11 protein-coding genes and 1 pseudogene are annotated in these 19,047 nt (G+C 66.4%); 3 read left to right on the top strand and 9 right to left on the bottom strand.

The features are described 5' to 3' along the window. Nucleotides 1-52: 52 nt before the first annotated feature. Both EET13_RS22265 and EET13_RS22260 read left to right on the top strand, forming a co-directional pair. Nucleotides 53-1,297, top strand: coding sequence for a glycosyltransferase (locus EET13_RS22265; protein WP_122444302.1), 1,245 nt, complete (start codon nucleotides 53-55; stop codon nucleotides 1,295-1,297). Nucleotides 1,298-1,357: 60 nt separating this feature from the next. Beyond that, a complete protein-coding gene (locus EET13_RS22260; RefSeq protein ID WP_122444301.1) occupies nucleotides 1,358-6,400 on the top strand; it encodes a type I polyketide synthase in 5,043 nt (1,680 codons plus the stop codon). Nucleotides 6,401-6,574: 174 nt separating this feature from the next. On the opposite strand, the gene EET13_RS22255 is transcribed toward EET13_RS22260, so the two are convergent. From EET13_RS22255 to EET13_RS22220, 8 genes are all read right to left on the bottom strand, one after another. Beyond that, on the bottom strand, nucleotides 6,575-7,255 hold the full coding sequence (locus tag EET13_RS22255; protein WP_122444300.1) for a response regulator: 681 nt from the start codon (nucleotides 7,253-7,255) through the stop codon (nucleotides 6,575-6,577). A gap of 49 nt (nucleotides 7,256-7,304) precedes the next feature. Further along, nucleotides 7,305-9,887, bottom strand: coding sequence for a sensor histidine kinase (locus EET13_RS22250; protein ID WP_244604055.1), 2,583 nt, complete (start codon nucleotides 9,885-9,887; stop codon nucleotides 7,305-7,307). Beyond that, nucleotides 9,875-10,786, bottom strand: a complete 912-nt coding sequence (locus EET13_RS22245) for a potassium-transporting ATPase subunit C (RefSeq protein ID WP_122444298.1) — start codon at nucleotides 10,784-10,786, stop codon at nucleotides 9,875-9,877. Before EET13_RS22245 ends, EET13_RS22250 begins: the two co-directional genes overlap by 13 nt. After that, nucleotides 10,787-12,898, bottom strand: a complete 2,112-nt coding sequence (gene kdpB / locus EET13_RS22240) for a potassium-transporting ATPase subunit KdpB (RefSeq protein WP_122444297.1) — start codon at nucleotides 12,896-12,898, stop codon at nucleotides 10,787-10,789. A gap of 4 nt (nucleotides 12,899-12,902) precedes the next feature. Further along, nucleotides 12,903-14,573 carry a potassium-transporting ATPase subunit KdpA gene (gene kdpA, locus EET13_RS22235; protein WP_122444296.1) on the bottom strand — a complete coding sequence of 557 codons (1,671 nt, stop codon included), beginning with the start codon at nucleotides 14,571-14,573 and terminating at the stop codon, nucleotides 12,903-12,905. Next, nucleotides 14,573-14,662, bottom strand: a complete 90-nt coding sequence (locus EET13_RS31845; RefSeq protein WP_023367046.1) for a hypothetical protein — start codon at nucleotides 14,660-14,662, stop codon at nucleotides 14,573-14,575. Before EET13_RS31845 ends, kdpA begins: the two co-directional genes overlap by 1 nt. A gap of 212 nt (nucleotides 14,663-14,874) precedes the next feature. Further along, nucleotides 14,875-16,389 (bottom strand): sensor histidine kinase, encoded by a 1,515-nt coding sequence (locus EET13_RS22225; protein ID WP_122444295.1) that lies wholly within the window; start codon nucleotides 16,387-16,389, stop codon nucleotides 14,875-14,877. A 7-nt stretch (nucleotides 16,390-16,396) separates the two neighbouring features. Then, complete coding sequence (locus EET13_RS22220; RefSeq protein ID WP_122444294.1) at nucleotides 16,397-17,170, bottom strand: response regulator transcription factor; 774 nt, start codon at nucleotides 17,168-17,170, stop codon at nucleotides 16,397-16,399. 377 nt (nucleotides 17,171-17,547) lie between these two features. On the opposite strand from EET13_RS22220, the gene EET13_RS22215 reads away from it, so the two are divergent. Continuing rightward, nucleotides 17,548-18,855 carry a PPE family protein gene (locus tag EET13_RS22215; RefSeq protein WP_122444293.1) on the top strand — a complete coding sequence of 436 codons (1,308 nt, stop codon included), beginning with the start codon at nucleotides 17,548-17,550 and terminating at the stop codon, nucleotides 18,853-18,855. A 63-nt stretch (nucleotides 18,856-18,918) separates the two neighbouring features. On the opposite strand, the pseudogene esxL reads toward EET13_RS22215, so the two are convergent. Then, a pseudogene (gene esxL / locus EET13_RS22210) lies at nucleotides 18,919-19,047 on the bottom strand (type VII secretion system ESX-5 protein EsxL); the annotation flags it as partial.

Genomic DNA, 19,047 nt, shown 5'->3' with positions numbered 1-19,047 from the left:
GTGCATCTTTGCCATGTTGTCCACGCTGCGGCGCGAAAGGTGACAATCCATCGTGAAATTCGCAATGGTCTGCTATGGAACCCGGGGTGATGTGGAGCCCTGCACCGCGGTAGCGCAGGAGCTGCTGCGGCGCGGGCATGAGGTGTGCATGGGCGCGCCGCCCAACCTGCTCGGCTTTGTCGAGTCGTCCGGGCTCACCGCGGTTCCCTACGGACCGGATTCACGCAAGCAGCAGGACGACAATTTCGCCAGGGATTTCTGGAAGATGTTGCGGACTCCAAAGGCGTTTCTGCGCAGCGGCAGCGACTTCATCACCAGGGGCTGGGCAGAAAAGAGCGCAACTTTGACATCGCTGGCAGCAGGGGCCGACCTCATACTGTCGAGCTGGATGTATCCCGGACTCGCCGCCAATGTCGGCGAGTACTATGGCATTCCCGTTGCCGCGCTGAATTTCGTTCCGCTGCAAGTAAATAGCCAACTGCTTCCGAAGCTGCCAGCCCCGTTGAGCCGCAATGCGCTTGCGACGGCGTGGTGGATGTACTGGCGCATGACGAAGGAGGCCGAGGCGGCCCAGCGCCGTAGCTTGGGCTTGCCAACGGTGCCGGCCTCGACGTGGCGACGGCACGGCGACCGCGGATCGCTCGAGATCCAGGCCTACGACGAGCTGCTATTCCCCGGGCTGGCAACGGAATGGGCCGGGCGATGGCCGTTTGTTGGCTCGCTGACCATGGAATTGCCCACGGATGCCGACGATGAAGTCACGTCGTGGATTGCGGCCGGGACGCCGCCGATCTACTTCGGGTTCGGCAGTCGACCGATCAAGTCGCCCGCCGAGATGATCACCATGATCGGCGGGGCCTGCGAGCAGTTGGGCGAGCGGGCGCTAATCTGCACCGCTGACAACGATTTCGCTCCCGCGCCGCATTTCGACCATGTCAAGGTCGTCAGCGCGGTCAACCATGCGGCGGTTTTCCCGGCTTGCCGCGCCGTCGTGCATCACGGCGGCGCAGGTACCACGGCCGCGGGCCTGCGAGCCGGAATTCCCACGTTGATCCTCTGGTTCACGTCCGATCAGCCGATCTTCGGGGCCGCGGTGAAGCGACTCAAAGTCGGTGCGGCCCGGAGTTTTGCGGCCACCACGCAGGAATCGCTGGCCGCAGATTTGAAATCCATCCTCACACCAGAACATGACGCCAGGGCCCGCGAGATCGCCAGCCTGATGAGCAAACCCGCCGAAAGCGTCGCCACCACCGCGGACATCGTGGAAAAAGCGGCCCCCCCTAAGGGGTTTGGCTGATGGCCGCGCCGAACCCAGGACGACTGGACGCCCGCATTGAGACGGAGCAAGGAGGATTCGATGCCTGAAGACAGCGGGATCGCGGCGCCACCGAGTTTGTTGGACGTTCTGGTCCGAAACGCCGAGCGCTATGCAGACAAGGTTGCGTTCGACTACTGCCGGTATTTGCCTGGCGGGGAGGAACATAGCCGCCTCACCTATCGCGAACTGGACATCAAGGCTCGCGCCATCGCGGCCGTTCTGCAGCAACACGGCCTTGCGGGCGAGCGGGTGTTGGTCCTGTGCCCGTCGGGTTTGGATTTCCTGGCGGGCTTTTTCGGGTGCGTCTACGCCGGGGCCGCCGCCGTGCCGGTGCATCCGCCGGTTCGCGACCGGGTGATCGGGCGCGTGTCGTCGATCATCGCGGATGTGCGAGCGCGCTTTGTGCTCACCACCGCCGAAGTGCAAGCCAAGGTCAAGGGTGTCGTAGACGGCTTGGCGGAAGGAAGTTCCCTGCAGTGGTGTGCCGTAGACGCCGTGCGCCCGGAGGGTGCCACGGACTGGATCGCGCCCGACGTAGACCCGGACGCAATGGCACTCGTGCAGTACACCTCGGGCTCGACGAGCACGCCAAAAGGCGTGATGGTCACCCATCGCAACCTGCTGTCCAACCTGGAGACCATCCGCAGGGCCACCGGGTGGGTGGATTCCTACGTCGCCGTGTCCTGGCTGCCGCCGCACCACGACATGGGCCTTATCAGCATGATTCTCGGAACGGTTTCCTTCGGCGGTAGTTGCCATTTCATGCCGCCCGAAGCTTTCATCGAACGCCCGATGCGGTGGCTGGAAGCGCTTTCCCGCTATGGCGGCACGATCACCGCCGCGCCGAACTTCGCCTACGACCTGTGTGTCGAACGCAGCAGCGCGGCCGAACGTGCCGCCCTCGACCTCTCCAAGTGGCTATTGGCCGTGTGTGCGGCCGAGCCGGTGCGCGCCGCTACCTTGGACAGGTTCGCGGACGCGTTCGGCCCCAGCGGTTTTGCGCCCGAGGCGTTCAAACCAGCGTACGGGTTGGCCGAAGCGACCCTATTGGCGTCCGGTCAGGGGGATTGGATCGTGCCACTGGTGCGCCACGTTGATCCGGTGGCGCTGCGCGAGCACCACGTGGTCGGCGTCGCGGCGGAACACTCGTCCGCCGTCACGCTCGTAGGCTGTGGCCCCGCGCTGTACGGCGTAGAAGTTTTCATCGTCGATCCGGATACCCGGATGCGCCGTGCGGGCGGCGGAGTCGGGGAGATCTGGCTCGGCGGCGGCGGAGTCGCGCAGGGGTACTGGGGCGAGCCGAGCAAGACACAAGAGACGTTCTCGGCGTTCCTCGCGGATTCCGGTCGTGGACCGTTCCTGCGCACAGGGGATCTGGGGTTCTTTCTTGACGGCGAGTTGTTCGTCACGGGGCGACTCAAGGATCTGATCATCATCCGCGGTCGCAACTACTATCCCGAAGACATCGAAGCCGCGGCGCAGGACAGCCATTCGGCGCTGCTGCGGGGCCGTGGGGCCGCCTTCTCGGTCACACCGTCATCGGATGACGCCGAACAGCTCGTCGTGGTGCAGGAGGTGGACCGTGAGCGGATCCGTGAAGCCGACGTCGGCGCGGTTATCGCCGCGATCCGCACCGCGATCACCGAGCGTCATGAGATCGCGCCGCACGCCGTCGTTTTGGCCGAACCGCTACGCATCCCGACAACCTCGAGCGGAAAGATCCGGCGCAACGCCTGCCGGCAACGGTTCCTCGACGGCAGCCTCGAGGTGTTCGCCGAGTGGCATGCGCCGGCCCCGCGCGATCCGGGCCCTGCCCCATCGCCTGTCGAACAGTGGCCAGCACGCACCGGGCGCAGCACCGCCGAGATTGCGGCGTGGTTGATCTCCCGGTTCGCGCAGGAACTCGGCCTGCCAGCAACGGAAATCGACACGTCGGTGCCGTTCGCGCACTACGGTCTCGACTCCGTCCGTGCCATCCGGCTGACCTCGGCATTGGAAACGTGGCTCGGGTGCGAACTCTCGCCGACGGTCACCTACGAGCACCCCACGATCGATCTCCTCTCCAAATATATGGCTGCGCAACAATGTTCGGACGCACCCACCGACATACCGGCGACGGTAGCCGAGGACGGTGCGACGGGCATAGCCGAGCCGATCGCCGTCATCGGGATCGGTTGCCGCTTCCCGGGCGCCGACGGGCCGGCGGCATTCTGGCAGCTGCTCTGCGATGGCGTGGACGCCGTCACCGAGACACCGCCGGACCGCAGGGACCCGGACGCCTCGGGCAACGGCGGCACCCGTCGCGGTGGGTTCCTGGACCAGATCGACCGGTTCGACGCTCACTTTTTCGGCATCTCGCCGTACGAGGCGGGCCGTATGGACCCCCGGCAACGCCTGCTTCTCGAAGTGGCTTGGGAGGCTTTGGAAGACGCCGGGCAGGTGCCGGAGCGGCTCGCCGGCAGTCGCACCGGCGTGTTCATCGGCATCTCGGCCAACGACTACGGCAGCCTGCAGCATGGCGGGCCTGTGCTGATCGAGGCCTACACCGGAAGCGCGTCGAGCATTGCCGCCAACCGCCTTTCCTATGCGTTCGACTTCCGCGGACCAAGCATGGCGATCGACACCGCCTGCTCGTCGTCGCTGGTCGCCGTTCACCAGGCGTGCCGCAGCCTGTACGACGGCGAGTCCACGATGGCGTTGGCCGGCGGCGTGAACGTCATCCTCTCGCCGGCCATCGGCGCCAAGCTCGAGCAGGCTGGGATGATGGCGGCGGATGCCCGCTGCAAGGCCTTCGACGCCCGCGCAGACGGATACGTCCAGGGCGAAGGTGCCGGGATCGTCGTGCTCAAACCGCTGAGTCGAGCGTTAGCGGACGCTGACCCGGTTTACGCGGTGATCCGGGGCAGCGCCGTCAACCACGATGGGCGCACGAACGGATTGACGGCACCCAGTCGCGGATCACAGGAAGCGGTGCTGGCCGACGCCTACCGCCGGGCGGGTCTGTCGCCCGGTGTGGTGCAGTACGTCGAGACACACGGCACGGCAACGTTTTTGGGCGACGCGATCGAGGCGGCGGCTCTCGGTGCGATCCTGGCGAGGGGCCGCATGCCGGACAGCCGGTGCCTGATCGGCTCGGTCAAGACCAACATCGGTCATCTGGAGGCAGCTGCCGGAGTGGCAGGGCTCATCAAAGTTGTTCTGGCGCTTCGCCATCAGGCTATCCCGCCGAGCTTGAACTTTGCGGAGCCCAACCCGCATATCCCCTTCGACACCTTGCCGCTGCGCGTCGGGCAGACCCTAGTTCCATGGCCCGAGGACGGTCGACGAGCAGTCGCCGGCGTCAGCTCGTTCGGCTTGGGCGGTACCAACGCACATGTGGTTGTGACGGAGGCTCCACAGGTTCGGGCCGCCCGGCCGGAGGATGACACGGCACAGCGTCGCGCTGAGCTGCTACCGCTGTCGGCGCGCTCACCCGAGGCCCTGGCCGAACTGGCGCTGCGCTATGAGACGGCCCTAGCGGCAGGAGCGCCGCTCGCCGACCTCTGCCATACGGCCGGCGCGCGCCGTGGCCATTACGACTATCGGCTGGCCGCTGTGGGCGATTCGGCCGCGGAGCTGTCGGCGGCTCTTGCCGCCTACCGGAAGGGAACGTCTCACCTCGGACTGTCAACCGGACGTTGCCGGGCCGGCCGGCCCGGGGTTGTCTTCGTGTTCTCAGGCCGGGGCTCGCAATGGTCTGGCATGGGCCATCGGCTGTTTTCCGAAGAGCCGGCTTTCCGGGAAGCGCTGGGTGCCTGCGACGTCGCCCTGCAAGCGCATATGCAGGAGCCGTTGCTGACGCAACTTTTCGATGGGTCGGCCGGGGCGCGGCCGTGGCTTGCCGGCGCCGCCGAGCCTGCGATCTTCGCGATACAGGTTGGGCTGGTTGCGCTGTGGCGTTCGTGGGGGGTGGAACCCGAAGCCGTGCTCGGCCACGGAAGCGGTGCGGTGGCGGCGGCTTACGTTGCGGGCGCCTTGACCCTCGACGATGCCGCGCAGGTGATCTGTGGGGTCGGCCATGGCTTCGAGGCGGAGGCGCTTCGCGATAGCCTGGCCGGGATCCGGCCAGGGCAGCCGGCTGTAGCCATGTACTCGACCGTGACGGGCGACCGGTTGGTCGACCGGGTGCCGGACGCGGCCTACTGGGTTGAGAATTTCTGTGCGCCAGCGCTTTCCGCTACCGCAATCGGGTGTCTCCTTGACGCCGGTCACGACACGTTCCTGGAGATCAGTCCGCACCCCATTCTGTTGAGCGAGGTGCGCGCAAGCGCCGACGAGCGAGGTATCCCCAGCACGCTCCTGCCATCTATGCGCCCCGACGAACCGGAACGCGCCACCATGCTGGCGTCACTCGGAGCTCTCTACACCCGCGGGCAAACCGTTGCCTGGGAGCAATTGCATTGCGGGAGCGGCCGATGCGTGCCGGCGCCCACATATCCGTGGCGGCGGCAGCGTTTCTGGCTGGACGAGCGCAACGCTGCCGAGGTCGGCATCAACGACGGAGAGGCGCCGTCCCCTGGCGGCGTTGAGTCCGCGGCCGGCGGCGTGCCTGCCGAGGGAGCCAGCCTCAACGAAACGCTGCGCCGCGCTGGCCGGCAGGAGCGTCAACGGTTGCTGGAGTCATACCTGGGCGCTCAAGCCGCCGGCAAGCTCGGTCTGACCGCCGCTCGGCTGGACACTCAGTCGCCGCTGAAGCACCTGGGGCTCGGCTCACTCACGGCTACCAAGTTGCGCAGCGAGATTGAGCGCGACCTGGGCATCGATATCCCGGTCATCAAGCTGCTTGATGGCGGAAGCGTTGCGGGTCTGGCTGATTGGCTCGCCGACCAGCTGTCCGGTAGGGGCTCGGCCCAACCCGATCCGGCCGTGGCGGCGGACCCGGGCGCGACGCAGCCTAACGCGCAGGCCGAGGCGACCCATGTCGCCGGTCCACCGTGGATCGACCTGCTGGCCCAGGTGCCCCAGGTTTCAGACGACGACGTCGACGAATTGCTTCGCCAGGTCATGGCCGGCCAGGACAATCAGGACGAGGGGCGGTGTTGAGCAGATGCTCGTAGCTGTCGGCAACGGTGTGCGGGCACACCGCGGGAGGGATCGCCTCGGCGCCGAGCGGATCGGACTCGGCGCGACGGCGGCGATCCCGAAGCCGGGACTGCGACCACATCCGGGCCACTACGGCCCCAAGGGCGGCACCGCGGTGCAAGCGGCGCCTGTCAGTCAAGCTTCGAAGCGGTAGCCCATTCCGGACTCGGTCAGCAGGTGCTTGGGGTGTGATGGGTCGCCTTCCAGTTTGCGCCGCAGCTGCGCCAGATACACCCGCAGGTAATGGGTTTCGGTGGCGTAGGCGGGTCCCCATACCTCCTTGAGCAGCTCCTCGCGGCCGACCAGCTTGCCGCGGTTGCGCACCAGGACCTCGAGCATGCCCCATTCGGTCGGGGTCAGATGCACTTCGGCACCGTTCTTCGTGACCTTCTTCGCGGCCAAATCGACCGTGAACGCGTCGGTTTCGACAACCGGCTGATCCACCTCCGACGCCGCGGCGTTGCGGCGCACCGCCGCGCGTAGCCTGGCCAGAAACTCGTCCATGCCAAAGGGTTTCGTGACGTAGTCGTCGGCGCCCGCGTCCAGGGCCTCGACCTTGTCGGACGAATCGGTCCGCGCCGACAACACGATCACCGGCGCCGTGAGCCAGCCGCGGAGCCCGGCCAGCACGTCGATGCCCGAGATGTCGGGCAGGCCGAGGTCCAGGATTACCACGTCGGGTGGGTGCTCGGCGGCGGCGCGCAGCGCGCCGGCACCCGTCGAAGCGGTGATCACCTCGTAGCCGCGCACAGTCAGGTTGATGCGCAGCGCCCGCAGGATGTGCGGCTCGTCGTCGATCACCAGCACGCGGGTCATCGGCGCCGCTCCTGTTCATCGCTTCGCTCTGCATCGTCGTCGGCGCGGGTCATAAGTCACCGTCTTCGTGCGGCGCGGCCAGGTCGACGACGACGGTCAGGCCGCCGCCCGGGGTATCTCCCGCGGCGACGGTGCCGCCCATTGCCTCGACGAAACCTCGCGCCACCGACATTCCCAGACCGACACCGGTGGTGTTGTCGTTATCGCCAAGGCGCTGAAAGGGTTCGAAGATCTGCCCTTGGGTTCCCGGCGGGACCCCGGGGCCCTCGTCGATGACGTTGATCAGCACGCGCTCGCCCACCCGGCCGGCGTTGACCCGCACGACGCAGTCCGGCGCATAGCGCAGCGCGTTGTCGATGAGGTTGGCCAAGACCCGTTCCAGCAGACCGGCGTCGGCCATGACCACGGCGCCTCCGACGTCGACCTTGACGCGGTCGATGGCCGATCGGTAAAAGCCGGTGGCGCCCTTGCCGATGCTGACCAACGCGTGCTGGACCTCTTCTTCCAAGTACACCCTCCGCAGATCCGGGCGCAGCACGCCGGCGGCAAGCCGCGACGAATCGAGCAGGTTTCCGACCAATGCGGTGAGCGCGTCGATGGATTCTTCGATGGTGGCCAGTAATTCGGCGGTGTCCGCCGGGGAGAACGCGATGTCCTGGGCGCGCAAGCTGGACACCGCGACCTTGGCCGCGGCCAGCGGGGTGCGCAGATCGTGGCTGACCGCCGACAGCAGTGAGCGTCGCAGTTCGTCGGCACGCACGATCGCTTCGGTGCGGCTGGCTTCTTCGGCCATCTCGCGCTGCCTGACCAGACCCGCGGCCTGTCTGGCCACCGCATTGAGCACTCGGCGGTCCCGCGCGGAAAGTTTCTTTCCGCCCATCAGCATCCAGAATTCGTCGTCACCGACCTCGATGGCGGTGTCGGCGGAATCGACTGTGGCACAGGGCTCTTTGCCGACGGAGGCTACCACCTCACTGCGTGGGCGGTCTTCGTCGGCATACTCGCGCAGCATGCTGACCGCGCGCTGCGAATAGGTTTCGCGCACTCGCTCCAGCAGTGTTTCCAGGTCTGCGCCGCGCAGCACCGATCCGGCGAACAACGTCAGCAGCTCGGCCTCTTGTGATGCGCGGCGGGCCTCCCGCGCTCGTTTGGCCGCACCGTCGACAAGGACCGCGACCGCGACCGCCACCAGGAGCAGGACCGCTTCGGTCACGGCGGCCGAGGGTTCTGCGATGGTGAACGTGTGACGCGGATCGGTCAGATAGTAATTCAGCAACAGGCTGGATAACACCGCCGAAAGGGCGGCCGGGGCAACGCCTCCCAGCAGTGCCACCACGAGGACCCCGACGAAGAACAACGCGCTTTCACCGCTGGTGTCCAGATAGCGGTCCAGCACGGCCACGGTGATCGCGCAGATCAGCGACGGGACGATGACCGCCGCGAGCCACGACGCGACCCGTCGCTCCCGGGGCGCGATCGGCGTGGTTCGCAGGCCGCGCCGGGACTCCTCATGAGTGACCAAATGCACGTCGATCTTGCCCGACCGCTCGACGATGGCCTGGCCGATACCCTCCTCGAACAGCCGCGCCCACCGGGTCCGGCGCGAGGTGCCGATCACCAGCTGAGTGGCGTTGATTTCGCGGGCGAAATCCAGCAGGGCGTCGGCGACGTCGTCACCGACCACGGTGTGCAGCGAGGCGTCCAGGCTGCCGGCCAGTTCGCGGATCTTGCTCATCCGCGCCTCCGACAGACCCGCCAGCCCGTCGCCGCGGATGACGTGCACCACCATCAGCTCGGCACTGGATTTCGATGCGATCCGCGATGCCCGCCGCACCAACGTCTCTGACTCCGGGCCGCCAGTGACGGCCACGACGACGCGTTCACGCGCTTCCCAGAGCTCGGTGATCTGGTTCTCCGCGCGGTATTTGGCCAGCGCGGTGTCCACCTGGTCGGCCAGCCACAGCAGCGCCAGTTCCCTTAGCGCGGTCAGGTTTCCGCGGCGGAAGTAGTTGGACAATGCGGCGTCGATCTTGTCGGACGCATAGACATTGCCGTGGGAAAGCCTGCGGCGCAACGCCTCCGGTGTGATGTCGATGAGTTCCACCTGAGCCGCCTGGCGCACCACGGAATCGGGCAGGGTTTCCTTCTGTTCGATGCCGGTGATCTGGGCGACGACGTCGTTGAGGCTTTCCAGATGCTGGATGTTCACCGTGGAGATCACGGTGATTCCGGCGTCGAGCAATTCCTCGACGTCTTGCCAGCGTTTGTGGTTTTTGCTACCTGGGGTATTGGTATGGGCCAGCTCGTCGACCAGTACCACCTGCGGGTGGCGCGCCAGCACGGCGGGCACGTCGAGTTCGGGGAACGTGGTGCCGCGGTATTCGACGTAGTGCGACGGAATGATTTCGATGCCCTCAAGCAGCGCAGCGGTTTTCATGCGCCCATGGGTCTCGACCACGGCGGCCACCAGGTCGGTGCCGCGTTCCAGCCGGCGGTGCGCTTCACCGAGCATCGCGTACGTCTTGCCGACTCCCGGCGCCGCCCCCAGATAGATGCGGAGCTCTCCGCGTTTGCGAGGGGGGTCGACGGCGCTCACACAACCATCATCCACCCGCAACGTTAGGCCGGGTATCTGCGGTCGAGTTCCAGATTGAGCTGCAGCACATTGACGCACGCCTGGCCGAATATGTCCAGGGTGCGGCCGCTTCGCGTCTGCGCTACCACGGCTCGGATCTGATCCGGTGTGGCGTGCCGGGCCCGGGCTACCCGGGGAATCTGCAGCTCGGCGTAGGCCGGCGAGATGTCCGGGTCCAGCCCGCTGCCACTGGCCGTGACGGCATCGGCCGGAATCAGCGGGACCTCCGGTGCCGCGCCACGAATGGGCACGATCTGGCCGAGCGAGTAGTTCTCACCGAACACGGCGCACTGGACCGCTACGCCCTCGTAGCGGTCCAGGAAGGGCTGTTTGACGTCCGGGCAGGGCTCGTTGACGCTGACCACCCTGGTTGGACGCGAGACATTGCCGCGCGCATCGCGCGGACCGATCACCGACAGCACCGCCCCCACACCGCCGGGCGTGCAAAACGGACGTGATCCCGCCGCCACGTCGAGGCCCTCGAATCGCGCCACCGCCGCACTGCGCGAACACACCTGGGTCAGCAGACCCGGCCGGAACCCGGCCTCGGCCGGAGTTGCGCCGGCAGCCAGCTTTGCCGGGTCGGCGGGCACATCCACGATGCTTTCCGGCCCCAGATTGCTGCCGCCGCTGGACAACGGGTCGTATCCGGCGCCGGCGGCCGACGGCCGGCCCTGGAAATACTGCGGCAACGGGCGGCCGGCGGCATCGATGTAGGACTGCCCGATCAGCCTGCTGCCCACCGGCTTGCCGCCGGCGTCGACAATGGAACCTTGCGCCTTGTCATGCAGCCCGGGAAGCCCCGCCACCAACCAGATGAGCATCGGGTAGCCGACGCCGAGGAGAACGGTGAAAACGAGCAGGGCGCGCAGCGCGGCCCAATGTTGGCGAACCATCTACGACATCCCCGGCAGTAGTTGGACGACCAAGTCGATGACCTTGATCCCGATGAACGGCGCTATGAGGCCACCGACGCCGTAGCGGTAGAGGTTGCGGCTGAGCAGCTTCGAGGCGCGGCTGGGCGTGTAGCGGACCCCGCGCAATGCCAGTGGAATCAGCGCGATGATGATGACGGCATTGAAGATCACCGCGGACAGGATGGCCGATTGCGGGCTGTGTAGCCGCATCACGTTGAGCAGATCCAGGCCGGGGAACAGGGCTACGAACATCGCCGGGATGATGGCGAAATACTTGGCGATGTCGTTGGCGATCGAAAATGTGGTCAGCGCACCGCGGGTGATCAGCAATTGCTTACCGATTTCGACGATCTCGATGAGCTTGGTGGGATCGGAATCCAGATCCACCATGTTGCCGGCTTCCTTGGCGGCAGCGGTGCCGGTGTTCATCGCCACCCCGACATCGGCCTGGGCCAGTGCCGGCGCGTCGTTGGTGCCGTCGCCGGTCATCGCAACCAGGCGCCCGCCGTGCTGCTCGTGCTTGATCAGCATCAGCTTGTCCTCGGGTGTGGCCTCGGCCAGAAAGTCGTCGACACCGGCTTCATCGGCAATTACTTTGGCGGTCAACGGGTTATCACCGGTGATCATCACGGTGCGAATTCCCATCTGGCGCATCGCGTCGAAGCGCGCCCGCATGCCCTGCTTGACCACGTCTTTGAGGTGAATGACCCCGAGCACCTGCGCTTTTCGGTGATCCACCCGGCCCACCACCAGCGGCGTGCCCCCGGCGGCGGAAATGCCGTCGACAATCTGTCCGAGTTCGGCCGGAACATCGCCGCCGTTGCCGCGTACCCATTCGGCGACCGAGCTGGCCGCTCCCTTCCGCAGCTTTCGCCCGTCCAGGTCGACACCCGACATCCGGGTCACCGCAGTGAATTCCACCCAGGAGGCGTCGTCGAGGTCGCCCGGGGTGTGGGCGCGCAATCCGTACGCCTGTTTGGCATAGACCACGATGGAGCGCCCCTCCGGTGTTTCGTCGGCCAGGCTGGACAGCTGTGCGGCGTCGGCGAGCTCCTCGGCGCTGATCCCGTGCACCGGAATGAATTCCGACGCCTCCCGATTGCCGAGGGTGATGGTCCCGGTCTTGTCCAGCAGCAGCGTGTTGACGTCCCCGGCGGCCTCGACCGCCCGTCCGGACATGGCCAGCACGTTGCGTTGCACCAGCCGGTCCATGCCCGCGATCCCGATTGCCGACAACAGCGCCCCAATTGTGGTGGGAATCAAGCACACCAGCAGCGCGACCGCCACGATGCCGCTGATGCCGCCGGCGCCAAGCGCCTGGGTATCGGGCACACCCGGGTTGTTGGCTTTGGAGTAGATCGCCAGCGGCTGCAGCGTGGCGACCGCGAATACGAAGATGATGGTCAGCGCCGCGAGCAGGATGTTGAGCGCGATCTCGTTGGGGGTCTTCTGCCGGTTGGCGCCCTCCACCAGCGCGATCATCCGGTCCACGAAGCTCTCGCCCGGTTTTTGGGTGATTCTGATGACGATGCGATCCGACAGCACGGTCGTACCACCGGTCACCGATGAGCGGTCGCCGCCGGATTCGCGGATCACCGGTGCCGACTCTCCGGTGATGGCCGATTCGTCAACGGAGGCAATGCCTTCCACCACGTCACCGTCGCCGGGAATGACCTCGCCCGCCGCGACGACGACGATGTCGCCCGGCTGCAGCAGTGGCGCGGCAACGTCTTCGGGGTCTTCGGGTGTGCCTGCAGTTCCCGGTGACCAATTCCGCAGCCGGTGTGCGACGGTGTCGGCCTTCGCCCGCCGCAAGGTGTCGGCCTGCGCTTTGCCGCGTCCCTCGGCTACCGCTTCGGCAAGGTTGGCGAAAATGACGGTGAGCCAAAGCCAGAACACGACCAGCCAGCTGAACCAGGTGCTGTCGCCGATCGCCAGGATCGCTGCCCACGTGGCACCGATCTCGACGATGAACATCACGGGATTGCGCCACAAGGTGCGCGGGTCGAGCTTGCGCAGCGCGTCGGGCAGCGACCGCAGCAGCAACGCCGGATCGAGCAGGTGTCTAGCCGAAGTGGTGGTACGCGTCACGGTTTCAGTGGATCCCTTCGGCGAGCGGCCCGAGCGCCAGCGCGGGCAGGAACGTCAGGGCCACCAGGATGACGGTCACACCGACCACCAGGCCGACGAACTGCGGCCGGTGGGTGGGTAAGGTCCCGGCCGATTCCGGGGTGGTGCCCTGCCGGGCCAGCGAACCGGCCAGTGCCAGCACCAGAATCATCGGCAGGAAGCGACCGAAGAGCATCGCCAAGCCCAAGGCGGTGTTGTACCAGACCGTGTTGACCGCCAGACCCGCAAACGCCGAACCATTGTTGTTGGCCGCCGAGGTGAACGCATAGAGCACCTCCGACAGGCCGTGTGGCCCGGTGTTGGCCATGCCGTCCCGCTCGCCGGGCAGGGCCATTGCTACGGCGGTGCCCACCAGCACGATCAGCGGAGTCACCAGAAAATATCCGGCCGCCAGTTTCATTTCCCGGGGTCTGATCTTCTTGCCGAGGTATTCCGGGGTCCGCCCGACCATCAACCCGGCGACGAACACGGTGATGACGGCCAGGATCAGGAGGCCGTATAGGCCGGAGCCGGTGCCGCCGGGTGCGACCTCGCCCAGTTGCATGTTGAACAGCGTCATCATGCCGCCCAGGCTGGTGTAGGAGTCGTGCGTCGAGTCGACGGCTCCGGTGGATGTCAGCGTGGTGGCGTCGGCGAAGACCGCTGAGTCGGCAACGCCGAAGCGCTGCTCGACTCCTTCGGTCGACGCACCCACCGCGCTGGGCACGGTGCCGTGGTGCTGCAGCTGTAACAACATCATCGTGGTGACGCTGAAGACGGCGATCACCGCGACGATCGCCGCAATCGCGTAGCCCTGCCGCTTGCTGCCCACCAGCCGGCCGAACGTCCGGGGCAGCGCGGAGCTGATGACCAGCAGCAGGAAGATTTCCACCCAGTTGGTCCAGGCGGTCGGGTTCTCAAACGGGTGTGCCGAGTTGGCGTTGTAGAAGCCGCCGCCGTTGGTGCCGAGTTCCTTGATCACCTCCTGGCTGGCGACCGGGCCGCCCGGGATGGTCTGCGGTGTTCCGGCCAGCGTGGTGACAACCTGATCGTTGAGATGGAAGTTCTGGACCACGCCGCCCATGACGAGCACCACCGCGCCCAGCACGGCTATCGGCAGGAGGATGCGCAGCGTGCCGCGCACCAGGTCCACCCAGAAGTTGCCGAGTTCACCGGTGCGGTTGCGGGCAAATCCCCGGACGAGGGCCACGGCAACGGCCATGCCCACCGCTGCGGACACGAAGTTCTGCACCGCCAAACCGGCCATCTGTACCAGGTGCCCCTGGGTGGATTCTCCGGAATATGCCTGCCAATTGGTGTTGGTGACGAAGCTGACCGCCGTGTTCCAGGCAAGTGCCGGTGTCATCGGTGTAGCCGGATGGGCAAGGTGCAGCGGCAGCTTGTCCTGCACCAGCTGCAGGGCGAACAGGAATATGACGCTCACTGCCGAAAAAGCCAGCACGCTACGGGCATACGCCGCCCACGTCTGTTCGGCATCGGGATCCGCGCCGATCAATCGGTAAATGAAACGTTCTGTGCGCCAGTGTGTTTCGGAGCTGTACACGCGAAACATGTAGTCGCCGAGCGGGACGTGTACCGCCGTCAGTGCGGCGACCAGCAGCCCGAGGAACAACACGGCCGCTGTGGTGTCGCTCATCAGAACTTCTCCGGATACACCAGGGCGGCCACCAGCAACAGCGCCACGAGCACCGCAAGGGCCAGACCGACGGCGTTGGCGGCGCTCATAGGTCCAACCTCAGCAGTGCGCTGAGCGCGGCAAAGACGGCCACGGTCAGCGCCAGGTAAACCACCACGGACATATCTGTCTTTCTCGACACGAAACGACGAACCGCCCTCCGGTAGCGGGCCAGACAGAGGCTAGGCGCCGCCGACGCCGAGCGGGAGCCGCCTTAACGGTTTCTTTACGGCGGCCCCGGCGAGTTTTACGGCCGTACTGGCTATCCGGTGGCCGTGCTCGCCCGGTCGATCATCGGCAGTCTGACCCGAAAAACCGTCCGGCCTTGTGCGGACTCGGCGGTGACCGAGCCGTGGTGCGCCTTGACGATCGAGTTGACAATGGCCAGGCCCAATCCGTGGCCAGCCGGATCCGAGCGCGATGTGTTGGCGCGTACGAACCGCTCGAACAGATGGGGCACGACGTCGGGGTCGATGCCGGGCCCGTCGTCGGTCACCGTCAGCTCGACGTATGACCCCTCAGGTGCATCGAAATGACGGGTGATCCCGGTGGTCACGGTGACGCCGGGCGGAGTGTGCACCCAGGCGTTGGTGAGCAGGTTGCTGACGAGCTGGTGCAGCCGGGCATGATCGCCGTTGACCAACACCGGTTCGTCGGGCAGCTCTTTGACCCACTGGTGGCTCGGCGCTGCCACCGTCGCGTCGTTCACGGCGTTCATGACCAGATCGGTCAAGTCGAGGTCTTCGGTTTGGAGGTCTTCTCCCTCGCCCAGGCGGGACAGCAGCAGCAGCTCGTCCACCAGTGAGGCCATTCGACGTGCCTCGGACTCGATGCGCGCCAACGCATATTCGGTGGTGGGTGGCAGGGCCGAACTGTCTTGACGGGTCAGTTCCGCGTAGCCCTGGATGGCGGCGAGTGGGGTCCGCAGCTCGTGGCTGGCGTCGGTGATGAACTGCCGCATCCGCAGATCGGAGTCGACACGGTGCTGCAATGCGCTATCCACGTTGTCCAGCAACCGATTCAACGTATTCCCGACAATTCCGACTTCGTTGTCCGGGTCGGTGTCCTCCGGCCGGACCCGCACGCTGATCCGGTGGTCCTCGCCGGCAAGCGGCAATGCGGCGACTTCGGCGGCGGTTGCGGCGAGCCGACGCAGCGGCCGAAGGGCGTATCCGACCACCCAGACCGTGAGTACCGCCGTGATCACCAGTGCAGTCGCGACAAGCACGGTGGTGGTGATGTTCTTGCGGGCGATGATCTGGTCGGCGAGATTGAGCGAGACGCCGACAATGAGACGGTCGGTTCCGGCCGCGCGGCTGGCAACCTGATAGGAACCCAAGCTGCCCAGGGTTTCGACACGGGATGGGCCGTCGTCCCAGGATTGTGCTTCGATGGCGCGGATCACGTCGGGCGGCGCAGGTTGTGGCTCGTCCTCGGAGAAGACGGCCGAGCCGATCACCACACCGTCGCGCACCACGGCAATGAGGTTCCCCGGGGTTTGCCCCGTGAACTCCAGCAGCGCCTGGGATACCGGGGGAGTGCCGCTGTGAACCGACGTGTGTTCGCCATTGCGGTATCTGGCGTAGGAGTGGCTCAGCGCATGTAGGGACTCCGCGACCTCGGCGTCGTTCATCGCGGTGACGTAACCACGCAGGCTGAGTACCGAGACGGCGCCCACGGCCACCAGCACCACCGTCACGACGGCCAGTACGCCGAGCAACAACTGCCCGCGTAATGAACGGGGAAACCAGCGAGGAGTGTTGCGGTCCCCGGTCACTGCCGGCTCATTCGGCTGGTCGCAGCATGTATCCAATCCCGCGGACGGTGTGAATCATCGGCTCGCGGTCAGCGTCGATCTTCTTCCTCAGATACGAGATATAGAGGTCGACAATGCTGGTGCGTCCGGCGAAGTCGTAGTTCCAGACGCGGTCGAGGATCTCGGTGCGGCTCAGCGCGCGACGCGGATTGCGCATCAGGAACCTCAGCAACTCGAACTCGGTCGACGACAGCGATATCGGTGTGCCGCCCCGGGTGACTTCGCGGCTGGCGGCGTCCAGCTTGAGGTCGCCCACCTTGAGGGATTCATCAGCCGGGGGCGCCAGATGACTGGAACGGCGCAGCAGTCCGCGCAGCCGGGCGACCAGTTCCTCGAGGCTGAACGGTTTGGTCATGTAATCGTCGGCGCCGGCGGTCAGACCGGTAACCCGATCCATCACCGAGTCCCGGGCGGTCAGGAACAGGGTCGGCGTGTAGTCCTCGGACTCGCGGACCCGCTGCAGAATCTGCAGCCCGTCCACATCGGGCAACATGATGTCCAGGACCAGAACGTCGGGGCCGATTCTTTCGAACTTGGCGATGGCCTCCCGACCGTTGTGTGCTATCTCGACGTCCCAGCCTTCGTAATGCAGCGCCATCTTGACCAGGTTGGTCAGCGCGGGCTCGTCGTCGACCAGTAAGACGCGGATCGGTGAACCGTCGGCACGATGAATGCGGGGCAGCTGCCCCAGAATGGCTTGGCGCGGACGTTGAGTGCGAGGTTGTCCGGTCATTGCGGTCATGGTTCCCCATACTGTCAAGCTCACATGGGATCGTCACAGAGCTCATAGCAACCTCAAATGTAGCCGTGTCCGGCGGCTTCCGGCGCTTCCCGCGGCGACGGGCGTATATGTGTTATATGCAAGTGTTTGATGTGCATTTTGTTGGCGTCAGCTATTGGGGAGCGGATGCCGCAACACCCGCCGGCAACTAGCCGAAGGCTCCACCGGGTCGGGCCGTATTGACGAAGTTCTGCAGCCGCTGCGCGGTTTGGTGGCTTTGATGCAGTGCTCGGGACGGGGGGCTGACCTCGAGCCGGTACGGCGGCCTGTCTCCCGCCGGGGGTACCAAAGCCGCAGGTGAGCCACGACAAATAACACGCAGCAGGGAGGGATGCGCGATGGATTTTGGGGGACTGCCGCCGGAAGTCAATTCCGGTCGCTTGTATGCGGGCCCGGGGCCGGGGACGATGCTGGCCGCGGCCACAGGATGGCAGGATCTGGCAACCGAATTGCATTCCGTGGCAAGCGGTTACGAGTCAGTAGTGTCAAGCGTGACGGTGCAGTCGTGGGCGGGGCCGGCGTCGATGTCCATGGCGGCCGCCGCCGCGCCCTACCTGGCGTGGATGCGGGCCACCGCCGTAGGCTGCGAGCAAGCGGCCGCTCAGGCCGCAGCCGCAGTAACCGCCTATGAATCGGCCTTCGTCATGACGGTGCCGCCGCCGGTGATCGCGGCGAACCGGGCCGAGCTGGCGGCGCTCGTGGCGACCAACATTCTGGGTCAGAACACACCGGCGATCGCGGCCACCGAGGCGCACTACAGCGAAATGTGGGCACGGGACGCCGCGGCGATGTACGCCTATGCCGACAGCTCCGCGGCGGTGACGAGTCTGGCGCCGTTCGAGTGCCCGCCGCAGACCACCAATCCGGGTGGCCTGGCCAGCCAAGCGGCCGCGATGAGCAACGCGGTCGGGGGCTCGGCCGGTGCCGATGCGCAGACCATGACGTCGTCGCTGTCCGCGGTTCCCCAGGTTCTGCAGGCGATGGCCGCCCCGGGGCCCTCCACCGGGGCGCTGTCATCGGCGGCGACGGGCAACGCAGCAACCGTGGCGTCGTCCGGGGCCAGTGCGCCGATCACCGCCTTGTCGAGTCTGACCGGCATTTCCGGCAAGGGCGCGCTCAAGGGGGCCGGTAACAGCGTGGACGTTCTGGAGGGGGCGGCGACGGGGTTGACCGGCCTCAGCGGGAGCCAGCTGGGGCTGGTTGAAGATACGACCGGGCTGGGGATGGACGCGGTCGGGCTGGTCGGTTTGGACGGCGGTGGTGTTGGGCTCGACTTCTTCGGCGTGGGACTGGACTACCTGGGCGCCGACGAGCTGACCCAATCGGGCGGCTTGGGCCCGCTAGGGGCGGCGGGGGTGCCGGCGATCACCAGTCCTGCAGCATCGGCCAGCCTGGGCCAGGCGTCCTCGCTGGGAACGTTGTCGGTGCCACCAAGCTGGGCGGAGGCGCTGTCGACGGCACCCGTGACCCCGGCCGGGGCCGTTGCGCTACCGGAAGGCCAATTCGGCGCGGTCCCGGCTGCGGCGCATGGCGCCACGGTTTCCAAGCTGCCGCTCGGGGGCATGGTCGGGCGCGAAGCCGACGGTGCGGTTCAGCGGGTCGGGGTCCGGTCGTCGGTGATTCCCCGTTCGCCGATGGGCGGCTGATCTGCCGGCGCACAAGTGTGGCCGCACACCCACCGGTGTGCGGCCACACTTATTGCTGTCGGTTCAGGCCCAGCTGGAGCCGACGGCGCTGTCGGTTTGCGCCATGTTGCTGCCGGCGGCCTGGACCTTCTGGCCGTGGGCGTTGGCCTGCTCGTAGATCACCTGGAAGTTGCGACCCAACTGGGTGATGAA

Source organism: Mycobacterium attenuatum (assembly GCF_900566085.1).
GTDB lineage: Bacteria > Actinomycetota > Actinomycetes > Mycobacteriales > Mycobacteriaceae > Mycobacterium > Mycobacterium attenuatum.
Note: the sequence above shows the minus strand (reverse complement) of the source record. Positions and strands in the feature narration are given on the sequence as shown.